General features: G+C 63.2%; 13 protein-coding genes. 5 read left to right on the top strand and 8 right to left on the bottom strand.

Features of this window, described 5'->3' with window-relative positions:
• Window positions 1-320: 320 nt before the first annotated feature.
• Both FHW83_RS27290 and FHW83_RS27285 read right to left on the bottom strand, forming a co-directional pair.
• The gene (locus FHW83_RS27290; RefSeq protein WP_176649518.1) at window positions 321-611 is read right to left on the bottom strand and encodes an RnfH family protein; all 291 of its coding nucleotides are present in this window, start codon (window positions 609-611) and stop codon (window positions 321-323) included.
• Entirely contained in the window at window positions 601-1035 is a 435-nt protein-coding gene (locus FHW83_RS27285; protein ID WP_176649517.1) for a type II toxin-antitoxin system RatA family toxin, read from the bottom strand. The genes FHW83_RS27290 and FHW83_RS27285 overlap by 11 nt, the downstream gene beginning before the upstream one ends.
• A 75-nt stretch (window positions 1036-1110) precedes the next feature.
• Here FHW83_RS27285 and smpB point away from each other — a divergent pair, with 75 nt between their 5' ends.
• The 3 genes from smpB (at window position 1111) to FHW83_RS27270 (ending at window position 2939) form a co-directional block, all read left to right on the top strand.
• Entirely contained in the window at window positions 1111-1560 is a 450-nt protein-coding gene (gene smpB / locus FHW83_RS27280) for an SsrA-binding protein SmpB (RefSeq protein ID WP_176649516.1), read from the top strand.
• Window positions 1561-1713: 153 nt separating this feature from the next.
• The gene (locus FHW83_RS27275; RefSeq protein WP_229224383.1) at window positions 1714-2388 is read left to right on the top strand and encodes a hypothetical protein; all 675 of its coding nucleotides are present in this window, start codon (window positions 1714-1716) and stop codon (window positions 2386-2388) included.
• Window positions 2388-2939 carry a FlgO family outer membrane protein gene (locus FHW83_RS27270; RefSeq protein WP_155463898.1) on the top strand — a complete coding sequence of 184 codons (552 nt, stop codon included), beginning with the start codon at window positions 2388-2390 and terminating at the stop codon, window positions 2937-2939. Before FHW83_RS27275 ends, FHW83_RS27270 begins: the two co-directional genes overlap by 1 nt.
• On the opposite strand, the gene FHW83_RS27265 is transcribed toward FHW83_RS27270, so the two are convergent.
• From FHW83_RS27265 to ppsA, 5 genes are all read right to left on the bottom strand, one after another.
• A complete protein-coding gene (locus FHW83_RS27265; RefSeq protein WP_176649514.1) occupies window positions 2936-3766 on the bottom strand; it encodes an NAD-dependent protein deacetylase in 831 nt (276 codons plus the stop codon). The two genes, FHW83_RS27270 and FHW83_RS27265, sit on opposite strands and share 4 nt — an antisense overlap.
• 2 nt (window positions 3767-3768) lie before the next feature.
• Window positions 3769-4179 carry a DUF4259 domain-containing protein gene (locus FHW83_RS27260; protein WP_176649513.1) on the bottom strand — a complete coding sequence of 137 codons (411 nt, stop codon included), beginning with the start codon at window positions 4177-4179 and terminating at the stop codon, window positions 3769-3771.
• A gap of 2 nt (window positions 4180-4181) precedes the next feature.
• Window positions 4182-5117 carry an SPFH domain-containing protein gene (locus FHW83_RS27255; protein ID WP_176649512.1) on the bottom strand — a complete coding sequence of 312 codons (936 nt, stop codon included), beginning with the start codon at window positions 5115-5117 and terminating at the stop codon, window positions 4182-4184.
• Window positions 5118-5138: 21 nt separating this feature from the next.
• A complete protein-coding gene (locus FHW83_RS27250; RefSeq protein WP_176649511.1) occupies window positions 5139-5561 on the bottom strand; it encodes an NfeD family protein in 423 nt (140 codons plus the stop codon).
• A gap of 141 nt (window positions 5562-5702) precedes the next feature.
• Entirely contained in the window at window positions 5703-8132 is a 2430-nt protein-coding gene (ppsA, locus tag FHW83_RS27245) for a phosphoenolpyruvate synthase (protein ID WP_176649510.1), read from the bottom strand.
• 153 nt (window positions 8133-8285) lie between these two features.
• Between ppsA and FHW83_RS27240 the strand changes: the two genes are divergently transcribed.
• Window positions 8286-9134: a pyruvate, water dikinase regulatory protein gene (locus FHW83_RS27240; protein ID WP_176649509.1), complete on the top strand. Its 849-nt coding sequence runs from the start codon at window positions 8286-8288 to the stop codon at window positions 9132-9134.
• A complete protein-coding gene (locus FHW83_RS27235; protein WP_176649508.1) occupies window positions 9134-10477 on the top strand; it encodes an amidohydrolase in 1344 nt (447 codons plus the stop codon). The genes FHW83_RS27240 and FHW83_RS27235 overlap by 1 nt, the downstream gene beginning before the upstream one ends.
• Before the next feature lie 7 nt (window positions 10478-10484).
• Here the strand turns inward: FHW83_RS27235 and FHW83_RS27230 are convergent, their stop codons facing one another.
• Entirely contained in the window at window positions 10485-12872 is a 2388-nt protein-coding gene (locus FHW83_RS27230) for a catalase (protein WP_176649507.1), read from the bottom strand.
• Between the last annotated feature and the right edge of the window lie 285 nt (window positions 12873-13157).

The following is a 13157-nucleotide window of genomic DNA, read 5'->3' as shown; positions in this document are numbered from 1 at the left end:
CGCCACTCCACCATTTCCACATCCATAAAACAGACTGCCCGGAATATCGGCTCGTAGGAGTAATACACGACGCAGCCGCAGAAATCCAGCGATCTCGAATTACGGGACCCATGTAGTCGCGCGCCAATCTCTGGTTCTTCACCAATCAGCAGTTTTAACGCCCGGAATTCGAGCGCACTCAAGCAGGAATAAAGATTGTGCGAGAATGGCGCTGCAAATGCAAACTGAACCGGGATGTCGTGTTGGGACGCCATACACCCTCCAGAGACGCTTGACATGCATCATTGTGCGAGACGGCACGCTACTGCACCTGATCTATATCAAACGGGCACGGGAGATTTGCGGCGTCTGCGGGCGTGCTTGGGGTCGGCGATCAGGGGGCGGTAGAGTTCGATGCGGTCGTGCTCGCGCAGCACGGTGTCGCGCGGTTTTTTCTTGGCGTAGATGCCGGTTTCCAGCGTGTTCAGGTCAACTCCCGGCAGTTCCGCCGCCAGGCCGCTGAGGACGATCGCCTGCTCCAGCGTGGTGCCCGCCGGCACTTGCAGCGCGCGCAGGAATTGCAGCGCGTCGCTGGCGTAGCACACCTGGATGTTGATGGTCTCAGCCGCCATACACGGTTTCCGCCCGCTTGCAGAAGGAATCCACCATGCTGTTGGCGATCATGCCAAACACCGGCCCCACCAGCTTGGCCAGCAAGGCGCTGGAAAATTCATAGTGCAGGTCGAGGTCGATCTTGCAGGCGTCCTCGCGCAGCGCCTTGAAGGTCCAGACGCCGTCCAGACACTTGAAAGGACCATCCACCAGCTTCATCTTGATGGCCGTGCCCGGAATGTTTTCATTGGCGGTGGTGAAGCTTTGCTTGACGCCGTGGTAGTTGATGCCAACGCTGGCCACCACCGTGTCGCCATTGCGTTCCTTGATCTCGACGCCACCGCACCATGGCAGAAATTTGGGATAGTCCTCGATGGCGGCCACCAGATCGAACATTTGTTGGGCGCTGTAACCGAGTAAAACTGATTTGTGTACTACTGCCATGTGCTAACCATTTGCTATGATGTTGAATTATTCGCGCTGTGCAGCGCAAAGCAGTAGTTTAACCGATACCATCTCATGACCATAGCCGATAACAAAAAAGCCTTTTTTGACTACTTCATCGAGGACCGCTTCGAGGCGGGCATCGTGCTGGAAGGCTGGGAAGTCAAGGCCATCCGCGACAACAAGGTGCAGATCAAGGAAGCCTACGTCACCATCAAGGGCGACGAGCTGTTCCTGTTTGGCGCCCACATCAGCGCCCTGCCGACCGCCTCCACCCACATCACGCCGGACATGGTGCGCACCCGCAAGCTGCTGCTGCACCGCCAGGAGATCGACAAGCTGATCGGCAAGGTCACGCGCGCCGGCTACACCCTGGTGCCGCTCAACCTGCATTACAAGGCCGGCCGTATCAAATGTGAAATCGGCCTCGCCAAGGGCAAGAAAATGCACGACAAACGTGCCACGGAGAAAGATCGCGACGGCAAGCGCGAGGTCGCGCAGGCGATGAAAACCCACCGCCGCTAAAACTGTTGCGCACTCTGTACAAAACCCGGTCCCGCACCGGGTTTTTTATTGGGGGGACAATTTCTAATTAGAAACATCCATGCTAAACTGGGCGAAGACCGATTTTACATTCGCACCTTTGACGATGAGGCAATCATGGCGCTGAAAACTGCAATGGCTCTGGCAGCCGGAATTCTGCTGGCAGGATGCGCGGCGCGCTACACGCCGGCCCCGTTGGCGGCCAACTTCCCCACCACCAAGCAAGCCAAACTGCAGGCCGCTTACCATTGGGGCGTCATTTCCGACAATATCGAGAAACAGGTGGCGGCCGAGCTCAAGAAGAGCCCGCCACGCCCGGTCTATATCAACGAACCGAAGGACCCGACCCCGTTCCAGCGCGCGCTGGCGACTCAGCTGACCACGTCGCTGGTGAACGATGGCCATGTGGTGTCGCGCACGCCGGCCGGCTCGCTCAAGGTCGACCTCGACGTGCAGGCCGTCACCTTCAGCGCCAACCGCCCGCAATACCGCTACCACGGCGAACGCGCCATCCTGGGCGCCGGCGTCTGGCTGCTGAGCGAGATCGAGGCGCCGGCGTTGTTCAACGTGGCGGCCGGCGCCGGCGCGTGGGACGCCTACGACTGGTTCAACGCCCAGTTCGCCCCCGGCGCCACGCCCAAGACCGAAATCATCGTCACCGTCTCGGTGTCCGACCAGTACCGTTACCTGGCGCGCAGCACCTCGGCCTACTACGTGGCCGACAGCGACCGCGTGCTGTACGGCATCGTCGATCCCAAGCCCGAAGAACCTAAACTGACCCGTACCTTCCAGGTACGCGGAGACATGTAATGCTGAAAACCGTATTGCGCACCGCCCTGCTGGCCGCGCCGCTGCTGCTGGCCGCCTGCTCCTCCACGCCCAAACAGGAAGAAGGCAATTACGCCACCATCTCCTCCAACCAGTTCATCAACGCCAACTACAAGGCCGCCGACGCCTTGCTGCAGCAACTGAGCGGCAAGCTGGTGGCCGACAAGCCGCTGATCATGGCGACCGTGGTGAATATCGACGCGCTGGAGCAGACCACCACGCTGGGGCGGCTGGTGTCCGAGCAACTGTCCACGCGCATGGCGCAAGGCGGCCTGAGCATGTTGGAGATGAAGCTGCGTAACAGCGTCTACCTGAAACGCAATCAGGGCGAGCTGATGCTGACGCGCGAGATTGGCGAAGTGGCCAACAGCCACAACGCGCAAGCCATCGTGGTCGGTTCGTATGCGGAGACCAGCGACATGGTATTCATCAACGTCAAGGTGATCCAGCCCAACACCAACTTCGTGCTGGCCGGTCACGACTATGTGCTGGCCAAGGAAGCCATCGTCCGCTCCATGCTGCAGCGGAATTAAACCAGCAGCGGCAGCACTTCCACCGCCGACGCCTCCACCTTCAGGCCGATCAGGTCATCCGCCCGGGTTTTCCCGAGATTGATGGCCGCGATCGGCTTGTTCGCTTGCGCCGCCAGCTTGGCGAAGCGGTAGCCGGAAAACACCATCAGCGAGGATCCCACCACCAGCACCGCGTCCGCCTCCTCGGCCATGGCCAGGGCGTCCGCCGTGCGCTCCGACGGGATGTTATCGCCAAAGAAGATCACGTCCGGCTGCAGGGTGCCGCCGCAGGCGCCGCAGTACGGCAGCTGGAAATCCTGGAACTCATCCAGCTCGACCTCGGCATCGCCATCGGGACGCGCCTCCGGCACCACCTCGCCGGCCGGTCCGGTCGGCACCAGCGCGGGATTGGCTTGCGCCAGCCATGCCTGAATGTCGGCACGCGGATGCACAGTGCGGCAATCAAGGCACACCACGCCGTGAATATTCCCATGCAGCTCGATCAGCTTGCGGCTGCCGGCGCGCGTGTGCAGGCCGTCGACGTTTTGCGTGATGATGCCGTGGATGCGCCCGGCCGCTTCCAGTTCGGCCAGCGCACGGTGGCCGGCGTTGGGCGACGCGCCGGCCAGGGTCGGATAGCCGGCCATGCTGCGCGCCCAATAGCGGCGCCGCACCGCCTCGGACTTGCGGAAATCCGGCCCCTGGATGGGATTGCGGCCACGCCGCACACCATCCTTGTCGCGGTAATCGGGAATGCCGGACGCCGTGCTCAGGCCGGCGCCGGTCAGCACCAGCACACGCCGGTGGCGCTGCAAAAAGTCCTGCAGCTGGTCAATCTCGTGCTTCATGATCAATTCAGACGGCCGCGCAAGTCTTCCACGGCGGCGCGCCAATCCGCATAGTGTTCGCTGTCTTCCCACAGCTGGCGCAGCTCGCTTTCCGGCGACAGGATGCGCTCGATGGCACGGACGGCTTTCTCGGCCAGGTCGGCGCGCGGCTTGGCCTTGGCCTTGCGCGCGTCCACCCACCCGTCGACGGCCGCGCTGTCTTCGGTGCGCGGGCCGCCCTTGCCTTGCAGGCGCGCCAGCACTTCAATCGCCGCCAGCGCTTCGGCCGCGAACGGCGCCTCCAGCTCGGCGCCGCTGTCCAGTACCGTGTTGAGCGTGTCTTCCACCGCATCCAGATTGCTGGTCTCGTGCAAATCCTCCGCCCAATCCTGCGCGTAATCATTGCCGAAGGCATCCACTGCCCAGGTACCCATACTTACTCCTTGATGATCTTGCCTTGCGTCTTGACGACCTGCATGGCGGTGGCAATCAGCCCGCTCATGTCGCCCAAATTAGCCGGTATGATAATCGAATTATTGGTCTTGGCCAGTTGGCCGAAGGCGTTGACGTACTGCTCGGCTACTTTGAGGTTCATGGCCTCGTCGCCGCCCGGTTCACGCAAGGCCGAGCCAACCTGGCGCAGCGCCGACGCATTGGCTTCCGCCAGCGCCACGATGGCCGCCGCCTGGCCCTGCGCGCGGTTGATGGCGGCCTGCTTGTCGCCTTCCGAGCGCGCAATCTGCGCTTCGCGTTCGCCGCTGGCGATGTTGATCTGTTCCTGCTTGCGACCTTCCGATGCCGCGATCAGCGCGCGCTTCTCGCGCTCGGCGGTGATCTGCGCCTGCATGGCGTGCAGGATTTCCTTGGGCGGCGTCAGATCCTTGATCTCGTAGCGCAGCACCTTCACGCCCCAGTTGGCGGCCGACTCGTCAATCGCGTTGACGATGGTGGTGTTGATGTGCTCGCGCTCCTCAAACGTCTTGTCCAGTTCCATGCGGCCGATCACCGAGCGCAGCGTGGTTTGCGCCAACTGGGTAATCGCGGCGATGTAATTGGACGAGCCGTACGACGCGCGCATGGCGTCCGTCACCTGGAAGTACAGGATGCCGTCCACCTGCAGCTGGGTGTTGTCGCGCGTGATGCAGACCTGCGGAGGCACATCCAACGGAATCTCTTTCAGCACGTGCTTGTAGGCGATGCGGTCGACAAACGGAATCACGATGTTGAGACCCGGCCCCAGGGTCGCGTGATACTTGCCCAGCCGTTCCACCACCCAAGCGTGCTGCTGGGGCACCACGTTGATGGTTTTGATGACAAACACCAAAGCCAGAATAAACAGAATGAAGGTGACATTACCTATGCTGATGTCCATGTAAATCTCCGTTGGTTAATCTTAAGCCGCCACGATCAGGCGGCTGCCGCGCACTTCGCGGATGGTGTACTGCCCCGGCGCCGGCGTGCCGCCCGGCGCCAGTTCGACATCCCACAGCGCGCCGCGATACATCACGCGCGCCGCGTTATCGCGCCACTCCGGCACATGCACGGTCTGGCCGATGTCCAGGTTGACGTTGGGATCGCGCTCGGCCTGCACGCTGCCCTGCTGCCTGCCGAAGCGGCTGCGGCGCAGCGCGGCGGTGGCACCGGCGCCGACCACCGCCGCCACCAGCAGTTGCACTTCGCCGCCAAAGCCCAGCAAGGCGGCGGCACTGCCGGCCGCCAGGCCGATGGCGATCATCAGCAGGTAAAACGTCCCGCTGAACAGTTCAAGTATCACTGTCAGGCCTGCCGCGGCCAGCCAGTAGCTCCAATCAGCCATGATGCGCTCCTTTCAAATGAAAAAACCCCCGCTTCCCGGAATGGGCTGCGAGGGCTTTTTGCTGCTGACAGATGGTATTGATAGAGGTTTTTGCTACTAAATTCGATAACCCCAGTCTATACCATTTTCAGCGTACGTCAATCATTTCTGCAAGGACGCCAGTTTCTGCCAAGTGTCGATCACCGAGTCCGGATTCAGCGACATCGACTCGATGCCCTGCTCCATCAGCCACGCCGCGAAGTCCGGGTGGTCGGATGGCCCCTGGCCACAAATGCCGATGTACTTGCCTTGCGCGCGGCAGGCCTTGATCGCTTGCGACAGCAGGGCTTTCACCGCGTCGTCGCGCTCGTCGAAGTCGGCCGCCAGCAGCGCCATGCCGGAATCGCGGTCCAGACCCAGGGTCAGCTGGGTCAGGTCGTTGGAACCGATCGAGAAGCCGTCGAAGTGCTCCAGGAAGCGCTCCGCCAGGATCGCGTTGGATGGCACTTCGCACATCATGATCAGGCGCAGGCCGTTCTCGCCGCGCACCAGGCCGTTCTTGCCGAGCAGGTTGACCACCTTCTCCGCCTGGCCCAGGGTACGCACGAACGGCACCATGATCTCGACGTTGGTCAGGCCCATGTCGTTACGCACGCGCTTCATCGCCGCGCATTCCATTTCAAATGCGCCGGCGAAATCGGCGGCCAAGTAACGCGCCGCGCCGCGGAAGCCAAGCATCGGGTTTTCCTCGTCCGGCTCGTAGCGCGAGCCGCCGATCAGCTTCTTGTACTCGTTGGACTTGAAGTCCGACAGGCGCACGATCACCGGCTTCGGCCAGAAGGCGGCGGCGATGGTCGCCACGCCTTCAGCCAGCTTGTCGACATAGAAGGCTTTCGGCGAGGCGTGGCCGCGCGCGACCGACTCCACCGCTTTCTTCAGGTCCGCATCAATGTTCGGGTACTCCAGAATCGCTTTCGGGTGCACGCCAATGTTGTTATTGATGATGAACTCCAGACGCGCCAGACCCACGCCGCCATTCGGCACGGCCTGGAAGTCGAAGGCCAGCTGCGGGTTACCCACGTTCAGCATGATCTTGGTCGGCAGCTTCGGCAGCTCGCCGCGCGAGACTTCCGACACCTCGGTTTCCAGCAGGCCGTCGTAGATCTTGCCCTCGTCGCCCTCGGCGCAGGACACGGTCACGAAAGTGCCATCCTTCAGCACTTCGGTCGCGTCGCCGCAACCGACCACCGCCGGCACACCCAGTTCACGCGCGATGATCGCCGCGTGGCAGGTACGGCCGCCACGGTTGGTGACGATGGCCGAGGCACGCTTCATCACCGGTTCCCAGTTCGGGTCGGTCATGTCGGCCACCAGCACGTCGCCCGGCTGCACGCGTTCCATTTCCGACGGATCGGTAATCACGCGCACCGGACCGGCGCCGATCTTCTGGCCGATGGCGCGGCCCGAGGCCAGCACCGTGCCGCTCGACTTCAGCTTGAAGCGCTGCTGCACGTCGGTGGCCTTCTGCTGCGACTTCACGGTTTCCGGACGCGCCTGCAGGATGTACAGCTTGCCGTCACGGCCATCCTTGCCCCACTCGATGTCCATCGGACGGCCGTAGTGGTTCTCGATGATGACGGCGTACTTGGCCAGCTCCACCACTTCCTCGTCGTTCAGCGAGTAGCGGTTGCGCAGCTCGACCGGCACGTCCACCGTCTTCACAGAGCGGCCCGCCTTGGCTTCGGCCGTGAATTCCATCTTGATCAGCTTGGAGCCGATGTTGCGGCGGATGACAGGCGACTTGCCTTTTTCCAGCATCGGCTTGTGCACGTAGAACTCGTCCGGATTCACCGCGCCCTGCACCACGGTCTCACCGAGGCCGTAGCTGGAGGTCACGAACACCACATCCTTGAAGCCGGACTCGGTGTCGATGGTGAACATCACGCCGGCGGCGCCCAGGTCCGAGCGCACCATGCGCTGCACGCCGGCCGACAACGCCACTTCGGCGTGGGTGAAGCCCTTGTGCACGCGGTAGGAGATCGCGCGGTCGTTGTACAGCGACGCGAAGACGTGCTTCATCGCATCCAGCACGTTGTCGATGCCGACCACGTTCAGGAAGGTCTCCTGCTGGCCGGCGAACGACGCGTCCGGCAAGTCTTCCGCCGTGGCCGAGGAACGCACGGCAAACGAGACTTCGGTCGACGAATCGGCCACCAGTTTCTCGTAATAGGTGCGGATCTCGTCTTCCAGGCGTGGCTGGAATGGCGTGTCGATGATCCATTGACGGATCTCGGCGCCGGCTTGCGCCAGCGAGCGCACGTCGTCGATGTTCAGATCCGACAGGCGATCGGCAATACGGTCGGCCAGCGATTTACCGCCGTCGACGCTGTGCGACAGAAAGTCACGGAAGGCCTGGGCCGTGGTGGCGAAACCACCCGGCACACGCACACCGGCCCCTGCCAGCTGGCTGATCATTTCGCCCAGGGAGGCGTTCTTGCCGCCGACGGACTCGACATCCGTCATGCGCAAGTGTTCAAATGAGGCAACGTATACCGCGTCGTTACTCTGCTCCTTCAATGCTGCGTTGGACATAATTACACCTTTTTGATGATAGAAATCTTCCAGCGAGGCGCAGACTTGTTTCTTGTTATTCTGTTCGTCGTGCAGCACAATCTAACCATAGTCTTTCATTCTACAGCCTGCGGCGCAAATTGACGATTCACAATACACGATAGCTTCCTCTACATGACACAAGAACAACGACCACAACATCCCTCCGCCGCGCGCACCGTCTTTTTCGTCTCCGACGGCACCGGCATCACCGCTGAAACCTTTGGTCACTCCGTGCTGACCCAGTTCGAGCTGCGCTTCCGCCAGGTGCGGCTGCCGTTCATCGATACGCTGGACAAGGCGCACGACGCGGTGCGCAAGATCAACGAAGCGTTTGCGACTGATGGTCAGCGGCCGATCATCTTCTCCACCCTGGTGAAGACCGAGTTGTCAGATGTCATTCGTCTATGCAAGGGCATGTACATGGACATGTTCCAGACATTTGTCGCCCCGCTTGAACAAGAGTTGGGCGTGAAATCGACCCACACCATCGGCCGTTCGCACAACATCGTCGACAGCGAGGAATACAAGAACCGCATCGAGGCCATCAACTTCTCGCTGGCGCACGACGACGGCCAGTCGCACAAGAACCTGTCCTCGGCCGACGTGATTCTGGTAGGCGTGTCGCGCTCGGGCAAGACGCCGACCAGCCTGTACCTGGCCATGCAGTACGGCATCAAGGCCGCCAACTACCCGCTGATCCCGGACGATTTCGAGCGCGGCAAGCTGCCGTCGTCGCTGTATGAGTTCAAGTCCAAGATTTTCGGCCTGACCATCACGCCCGAGCGCCTGAGCGAGATCCGCAACGAACGGCGCGCGGGCAGCAAATACGCATCGCTGGAGAATTGCCGCTACGAGGTCAACGAAGCGGAGTTGATGATGAAGCGCGAGGGCATTCGCTGGCTGTCCTCCACCACCAAATCGATCGAGGAAATCTCGACCACCATCCTGCAAGAGATCAAGCCGGACCGGCGCGAGTACTGATGCGTCTATTTGCCCGCCTGATCGCGGCCTGCGCCGCAGCCTTGCTGGCCGGCGCCGCGCTGGCCGACGCCGGCGTCACCGCGTTTGTACACGTCAACGTGGTGCCGATGGACAGCGAGCGGGTACTGCTGGACCAGACCGTGCTGGTGCGGGAGGGCCGCATCGCCGCCGTGGGCGAAGGCTTGCCAGTGCCGGCCGGCGCCCAAGTGATCGATGGCTATGGCAGGCGCTGGCTCTCGCCCGGCCTGGCCGACATGCACACGCACGCGGAAACGCGCGGCGACCTGGCCGTGTACCTCGCCAACGGCGTGACCACAGTGCTGAACATGGGCGGCGCGCGTCCCAACCTGGTCGACAGCATCATCCCCGCTGTGCAGCGCGGCGACCTGCCCGGCCCGTACGTCTATGCCAGCCTGATGGTCGACGGCACGCCAGACTACAACGGCCTGGTGATCAAGACGCCAGCGCAGGCGCGCGCCGTGGTGGAACTGGCGGCAGCCAACCGCTATGACTTCATCAAGGCCTATGTCGGCTTGACGCCAGCTGTCTTCGGCGCGCTGGCGGACGCCGGCCGTCAATATAATCTGCCGCTGGTCGGCCACGGCGTGACGGCCGTACGGCTGGAGCGGCAACTGGCGCAAGGCCAGGTGATGGTCGCGCATCTGGAGGAATTCTTCTACACCTACTTCACCCCGGCCGGCGCGCAGGAAACCGACGCGCCGCCGGATGAGGCGCGCATCCCTCAGGCCGTGGCGCTGGTGCGTCAATACGGCGCGGCGGTGACGGCGGATGTGGTGACCTTCAAAACCATCGCGGAACAAATCGGCCGTCCGGAGATGCTGGCCCGCTACTTGGCCGCGCCGGAAGCCGCCTACGTGACGCCGGCCGATCGCCAGGCATGGCGCCGCAGCAGCTACGGCAGCAAGTCCGCCAAACTGGCGGCCAAGCTGGCGTTCGAGCGCAAGCTGGTCAAGGCCATGGCCGATGGCGGCGTCCAGCTGCTGTCAGGCACCGATGCGCCATCGATTCCCGGCCTGGTGCCGGGCTACTCGCTGCACGACAATCTGGCGGAACTGGAGCGCTCGCAGTTGACGCGCTATCAGGCGTTGAGCACGGCAACGCGCGCGCCAGGTGAATTCATCGCGCGCACCAAAGGCGGCACACCGTTCGGACAGGTGCGGACCGGGTATCGCGCGGACCTGCTGCTGAGCGAGCAGAATCCGCTGGACGGCCTGTCCACGCTGCGCAAGCCGGTCGGGGTGATGGCGGAAGGCCGCTGGTACGACAGCGGCGCGCTAGACCTGTTGCGGCTCAAAACGCGCGCATCGTACAGCGGCGACTGAATGCGCGCTAGCCGCGAGGCCGCGCGGCCTCGCGCGCGTACACCCGGTGCTGCGCCAGCACGGCTTTGAAGCTGTTCAGCGCTTCCGCCGCATCCGCGCTGTCGGCCACGATCACGCCGGGATCGGGCTTGCGCGGGATCTTGGCCGCCTTCAGCAGCTCGGCGCCATTCCCCAACGCCAGGATCGGCTTGTCGTGCCGGTACTGCAGCTTGAGGAATTCCAGCGCCAGCGCCTCGGCCACGAACACCGGGCTGTCCGCCACGATCGCACCATCCCACAGCACCGACGGCCCGGCCTCGAAGCTGATTTCCACATCCAGCACACTGTCGTCGGCCGTGGCGAGCGGACCGATGCGCGCCGAGATCAGGCGCGGCACGGCGCCCGCGTCCAGCAGCGACGCGTACAGCTTGCGCACCTGCGCGCCATCCACGCCCTGCCCGACGATGATCGCCACGCGCCGCGTGCGCACGCCCAGCATGCCCGGGCGCGCAAACAGGGACAAGGCGGGCGAGGGCGGATACTCGTACGGCGGCTTGTCGGTGGAAAGCGGCAGCGGCGGCGGCAGCTCCATGCCCAGGCCATCGGCCACCGCGCCGGCCAGGCGGCTATCGATATTCAGCAGCAGCGCCAGCGTGCGGCTGCGCACCGCCGGCGTCTGCACCCGCGTCAGCTCGAAGCGGAACGCATCGATGATGTGACGCTGTTCGATCGCGCTCTGGCTGATCCAGAACAGGCGCGCCTGCGAGTAGTGATCGGCAAACAGTTCCGGCTTGCCGCGCACCTTGCTGGCGTGGATCGGCTCCGGGAAGCTGCTGAAGCCACGCGCGCCGGCCTGGAACGGGCAGCCGCCGGCCAGCGAATTGGGCTCGTAATTCACGCGGCCACGGTTGATCTGCTGGCGGTGGAAGCCTTCGCGCTGGTTGTTGTGGATCTGCGCCACCGGGGTGTTGATCGGAATCTCGTGGAAGTTCGGCCCGCCCAGGCGGCTGATCTGCGTGTCGATGTAGGAATGCAGCCGCCCTTGCAGCAGGGGATCGTCGGTGAAGTCGATACCCGGCACCACGTGCGCGGCGCAAAACGCCACCTGCTCGGTCTCGGCAAAGAAGTTATCGGGATTGCGGTCCAACACCAGCTTGCCGACCGGGCGCACCGCCACCATCTCCTCCGGCACAATTTTCGTGGAGTCGAGGATATCGAACGGGAATTGGGCCGCCTGCTCTTCGGTGAACAGCTGCAGGCCGAGTTCCCATTCCGGGAACTGGCCGCTGTCGATGGCTTCCCACAGATCGCGGCGATGGTAGTCAGGATCGGCGCCGGCCAGCCTTGCCGCCTCATCCCACACCAGAGAATGCGTGCCGGCCAGCGGCGTCCAATGGAATTTGCAGAACAGCGACTGGCCCTGCGCGTTAATCAAGCGGAAGGTGTGCACGCCGAAGCCCTGCATCATGCGGTAGCTGCGCGGGATGGCGCGGTCCGAGGTATGCCACATCAGCATATGCGCGATCTCGGGGCTGAGCGAGGCGAAATCCCAGAAGGTATCGTGGGCGCTGGAGGCTTGTGGCATGGCGTGGTGCGGCTCCGGCTTGACCGCATGCACCAGGTCCGGGAACTTCATTGCATCCTGGATGAAGAACACCGGGATATTGTTGGCCACCAGGTCCCAGTTGCCTTCATCCGTATAGAACTTGGTGGCGAAGCCGCGTACATCGCGCACAGTATCAGCCGAGCCGCGCTCGCCCACCACGGTGGAGAAGCGCACAAACACCGGCGTGCGTTTCCCGGCTGCCGCAAACGGTGCGGCGCGGGTGATGGCGCGCAGATCCTCATAGCTTTCGAAATAACCGTGGGCGGCCGAGCCGCGCGCGTGCACCACCCGCTCGGGAATGCGCTCGTGGTCGAAATGGGTGATCTTTTCACGCAGGATGAAGTCTTCCATCGCGGTCGGGCCGCGCAGGCCTGCTTTCAGGGAGTTCTGGTTGTCGGCCACCGGCACGCCCTGATTAGTGGTCAGTTCGCGGCCGGTGTCATCGACGCGCACGCGGTCCAGCGGGCGGGTAAGCGCGTTGTCGCCGATCTCCGGCTGGCCGTCGCCCAGCTTGGGCGAGGCGATGGTCTCGGTGCTGGTGCTGGCGGTGGCGATGGGCGTCGGTGGAGCGTGGGTCTCGCCGGCGTGGGGCGTGTAGGCCGCCTCGCCATACTCCAGCGGCTTGGTGGCGTTGAACGGCATCTCGGCGGCCAGCGCCTCATCGCCGGTCACCTTTTCCAGCAACTGCTCAGCGATCGGATTGGGCGGCCCGAGGCGGGAGGGATGCGGCGGCGCCGCCGGCCCGGCCACCGTGCTCAGGATCGATCCGGCGCCATCCACCGCGCCGCCGTTGCTCTTGCGTTTAGCCATGTCGCACCTCCTTTGTTGAACAGAGGAACGAGTGTGCGATTGTTACGGCCGAGACGGCTTGATCCGCCTCAATCCGGGGTCAGGTCCTCCATTTGAGCATGAGCTCGTGTAGAAATGGAGGACCTGACCCTAATGCCGCTAATGCCGTGACCCTAATGCCGCTAATGCCTGACCCTAATGCCGTTGAGTACAAACTGATGAGCCGTCATTCCCGCGCAGGCGCACTGCTGTCCGGAATAAATTTGCTTGAATAAGCCTGAAGGTGTTGCAGGTATTGGTTAACGG

Origin of the sequence: Duganella sp. SG902, from assembly GCF_013376005.1 — a bacterium.
Taxonomy (GTDB): domain Bacteria; phylum Pseudomonadota; class Gammaproteobacteria; order Burkholderiales; family Burkholderiaceae_D; genus Rugamonas.
The sequence above is the reverse complement of the archived record's forward strand: the minus strand, read 5'-3'. Positions and strand labels throughout refer to the sequence as shown.

Bases quoted from the DNA above. Each gene is read 5' to 3' on its own strand.
- FHW83_RS27290 (WP_176649518.1), bottom strand. From the start codon at position 611: ATGGCGGCTGAGACCATCAACATCCAGGTGTGCTACGCCAGCGACGCG.
- FHW83_RS27285 (WP_176649517.1), bottom strand. From the start codon at position 1,035: ATGGCAGTAGTACACAAATCAGTTTTACTCGGTTACAGCGCCCAACAA.
- smpB (WP_176649516.1), top strand. From the start codon at position 1,111: ATGACCATAGCCGATAACAAAAAAGCCTTTTTTGACTACTTCATCGAG.
- FHW83_RS27275 (WP_229224383.1), top strand. From the start codon at position 1,714: ATGGCTCTGGCAGCCGGAATTCTGCTGGCAGGATGCGCGGCGCGCTAC.
- FHW83_RS27270 (WP_155463898.1), top strand. From the start codon at position 2,388: ATGCTGAAAACCGTATTGCGCACCGCCCTGCTGGCCGCGCCGCTGCTG.
- FHW83_RS27265 (WP_176649514.1), bottom strand. From the start codon at position 3,766: ATGAAGCACGAGATTGACCAGCTGCAGGACTTTTTGCAGCGCCACCGG.
- FHW83_RS27260 (WP_176649513.1), bottom strand. From the start codon at position 4,179: ATGGGTACCTGGGCAGTGGATGCCTTCGGCAATGATTACGCGCAGGAT.
- FHW83_RS27255 (WP_176649512.1), bottom strand. From the start codon at position 5,117: ATGGACATCAGCATAGGTAATGTCACCTTCATTCTGTTTATTCTGGCT.
- FHW83_RS27250 (WP_176649511.1), bottom strand. From the start codon at position 5,561: ATGGCTGATTGGAGCTACTGGCTGGCCGCGGCAGGCCTGACAGTGATA.
- ppsA (WP_176649510.1), bottom strand. From the start codon at position 8,132: ATGTCCAACGCAGCATTGAAGGAGCAGAGTAACGACGCGGTATACGTT.
- FHW83_RS27240 (WP_176649509.1), top strand. From the start codon at position 8,286: ATGACACAAGAACAACGACCACAACATCCCTCCGCCGCGCGCACCGTC.
- FHW83_RS27235 (WP_176649508.1), top strand. From the start codon at position 9,134: ATGCGTCTATTTGCCCGCCTGATCGCGGCCTGCGCCGCAGCCTTGCTG.
- FHW83_RS27230 (WP_176649507.1), bottom strand. From the start codon at position 12,872: ATGGCTAAACGCAAGAGCAACGGCGGCGCGGTGGATGGCGCCGGATCG.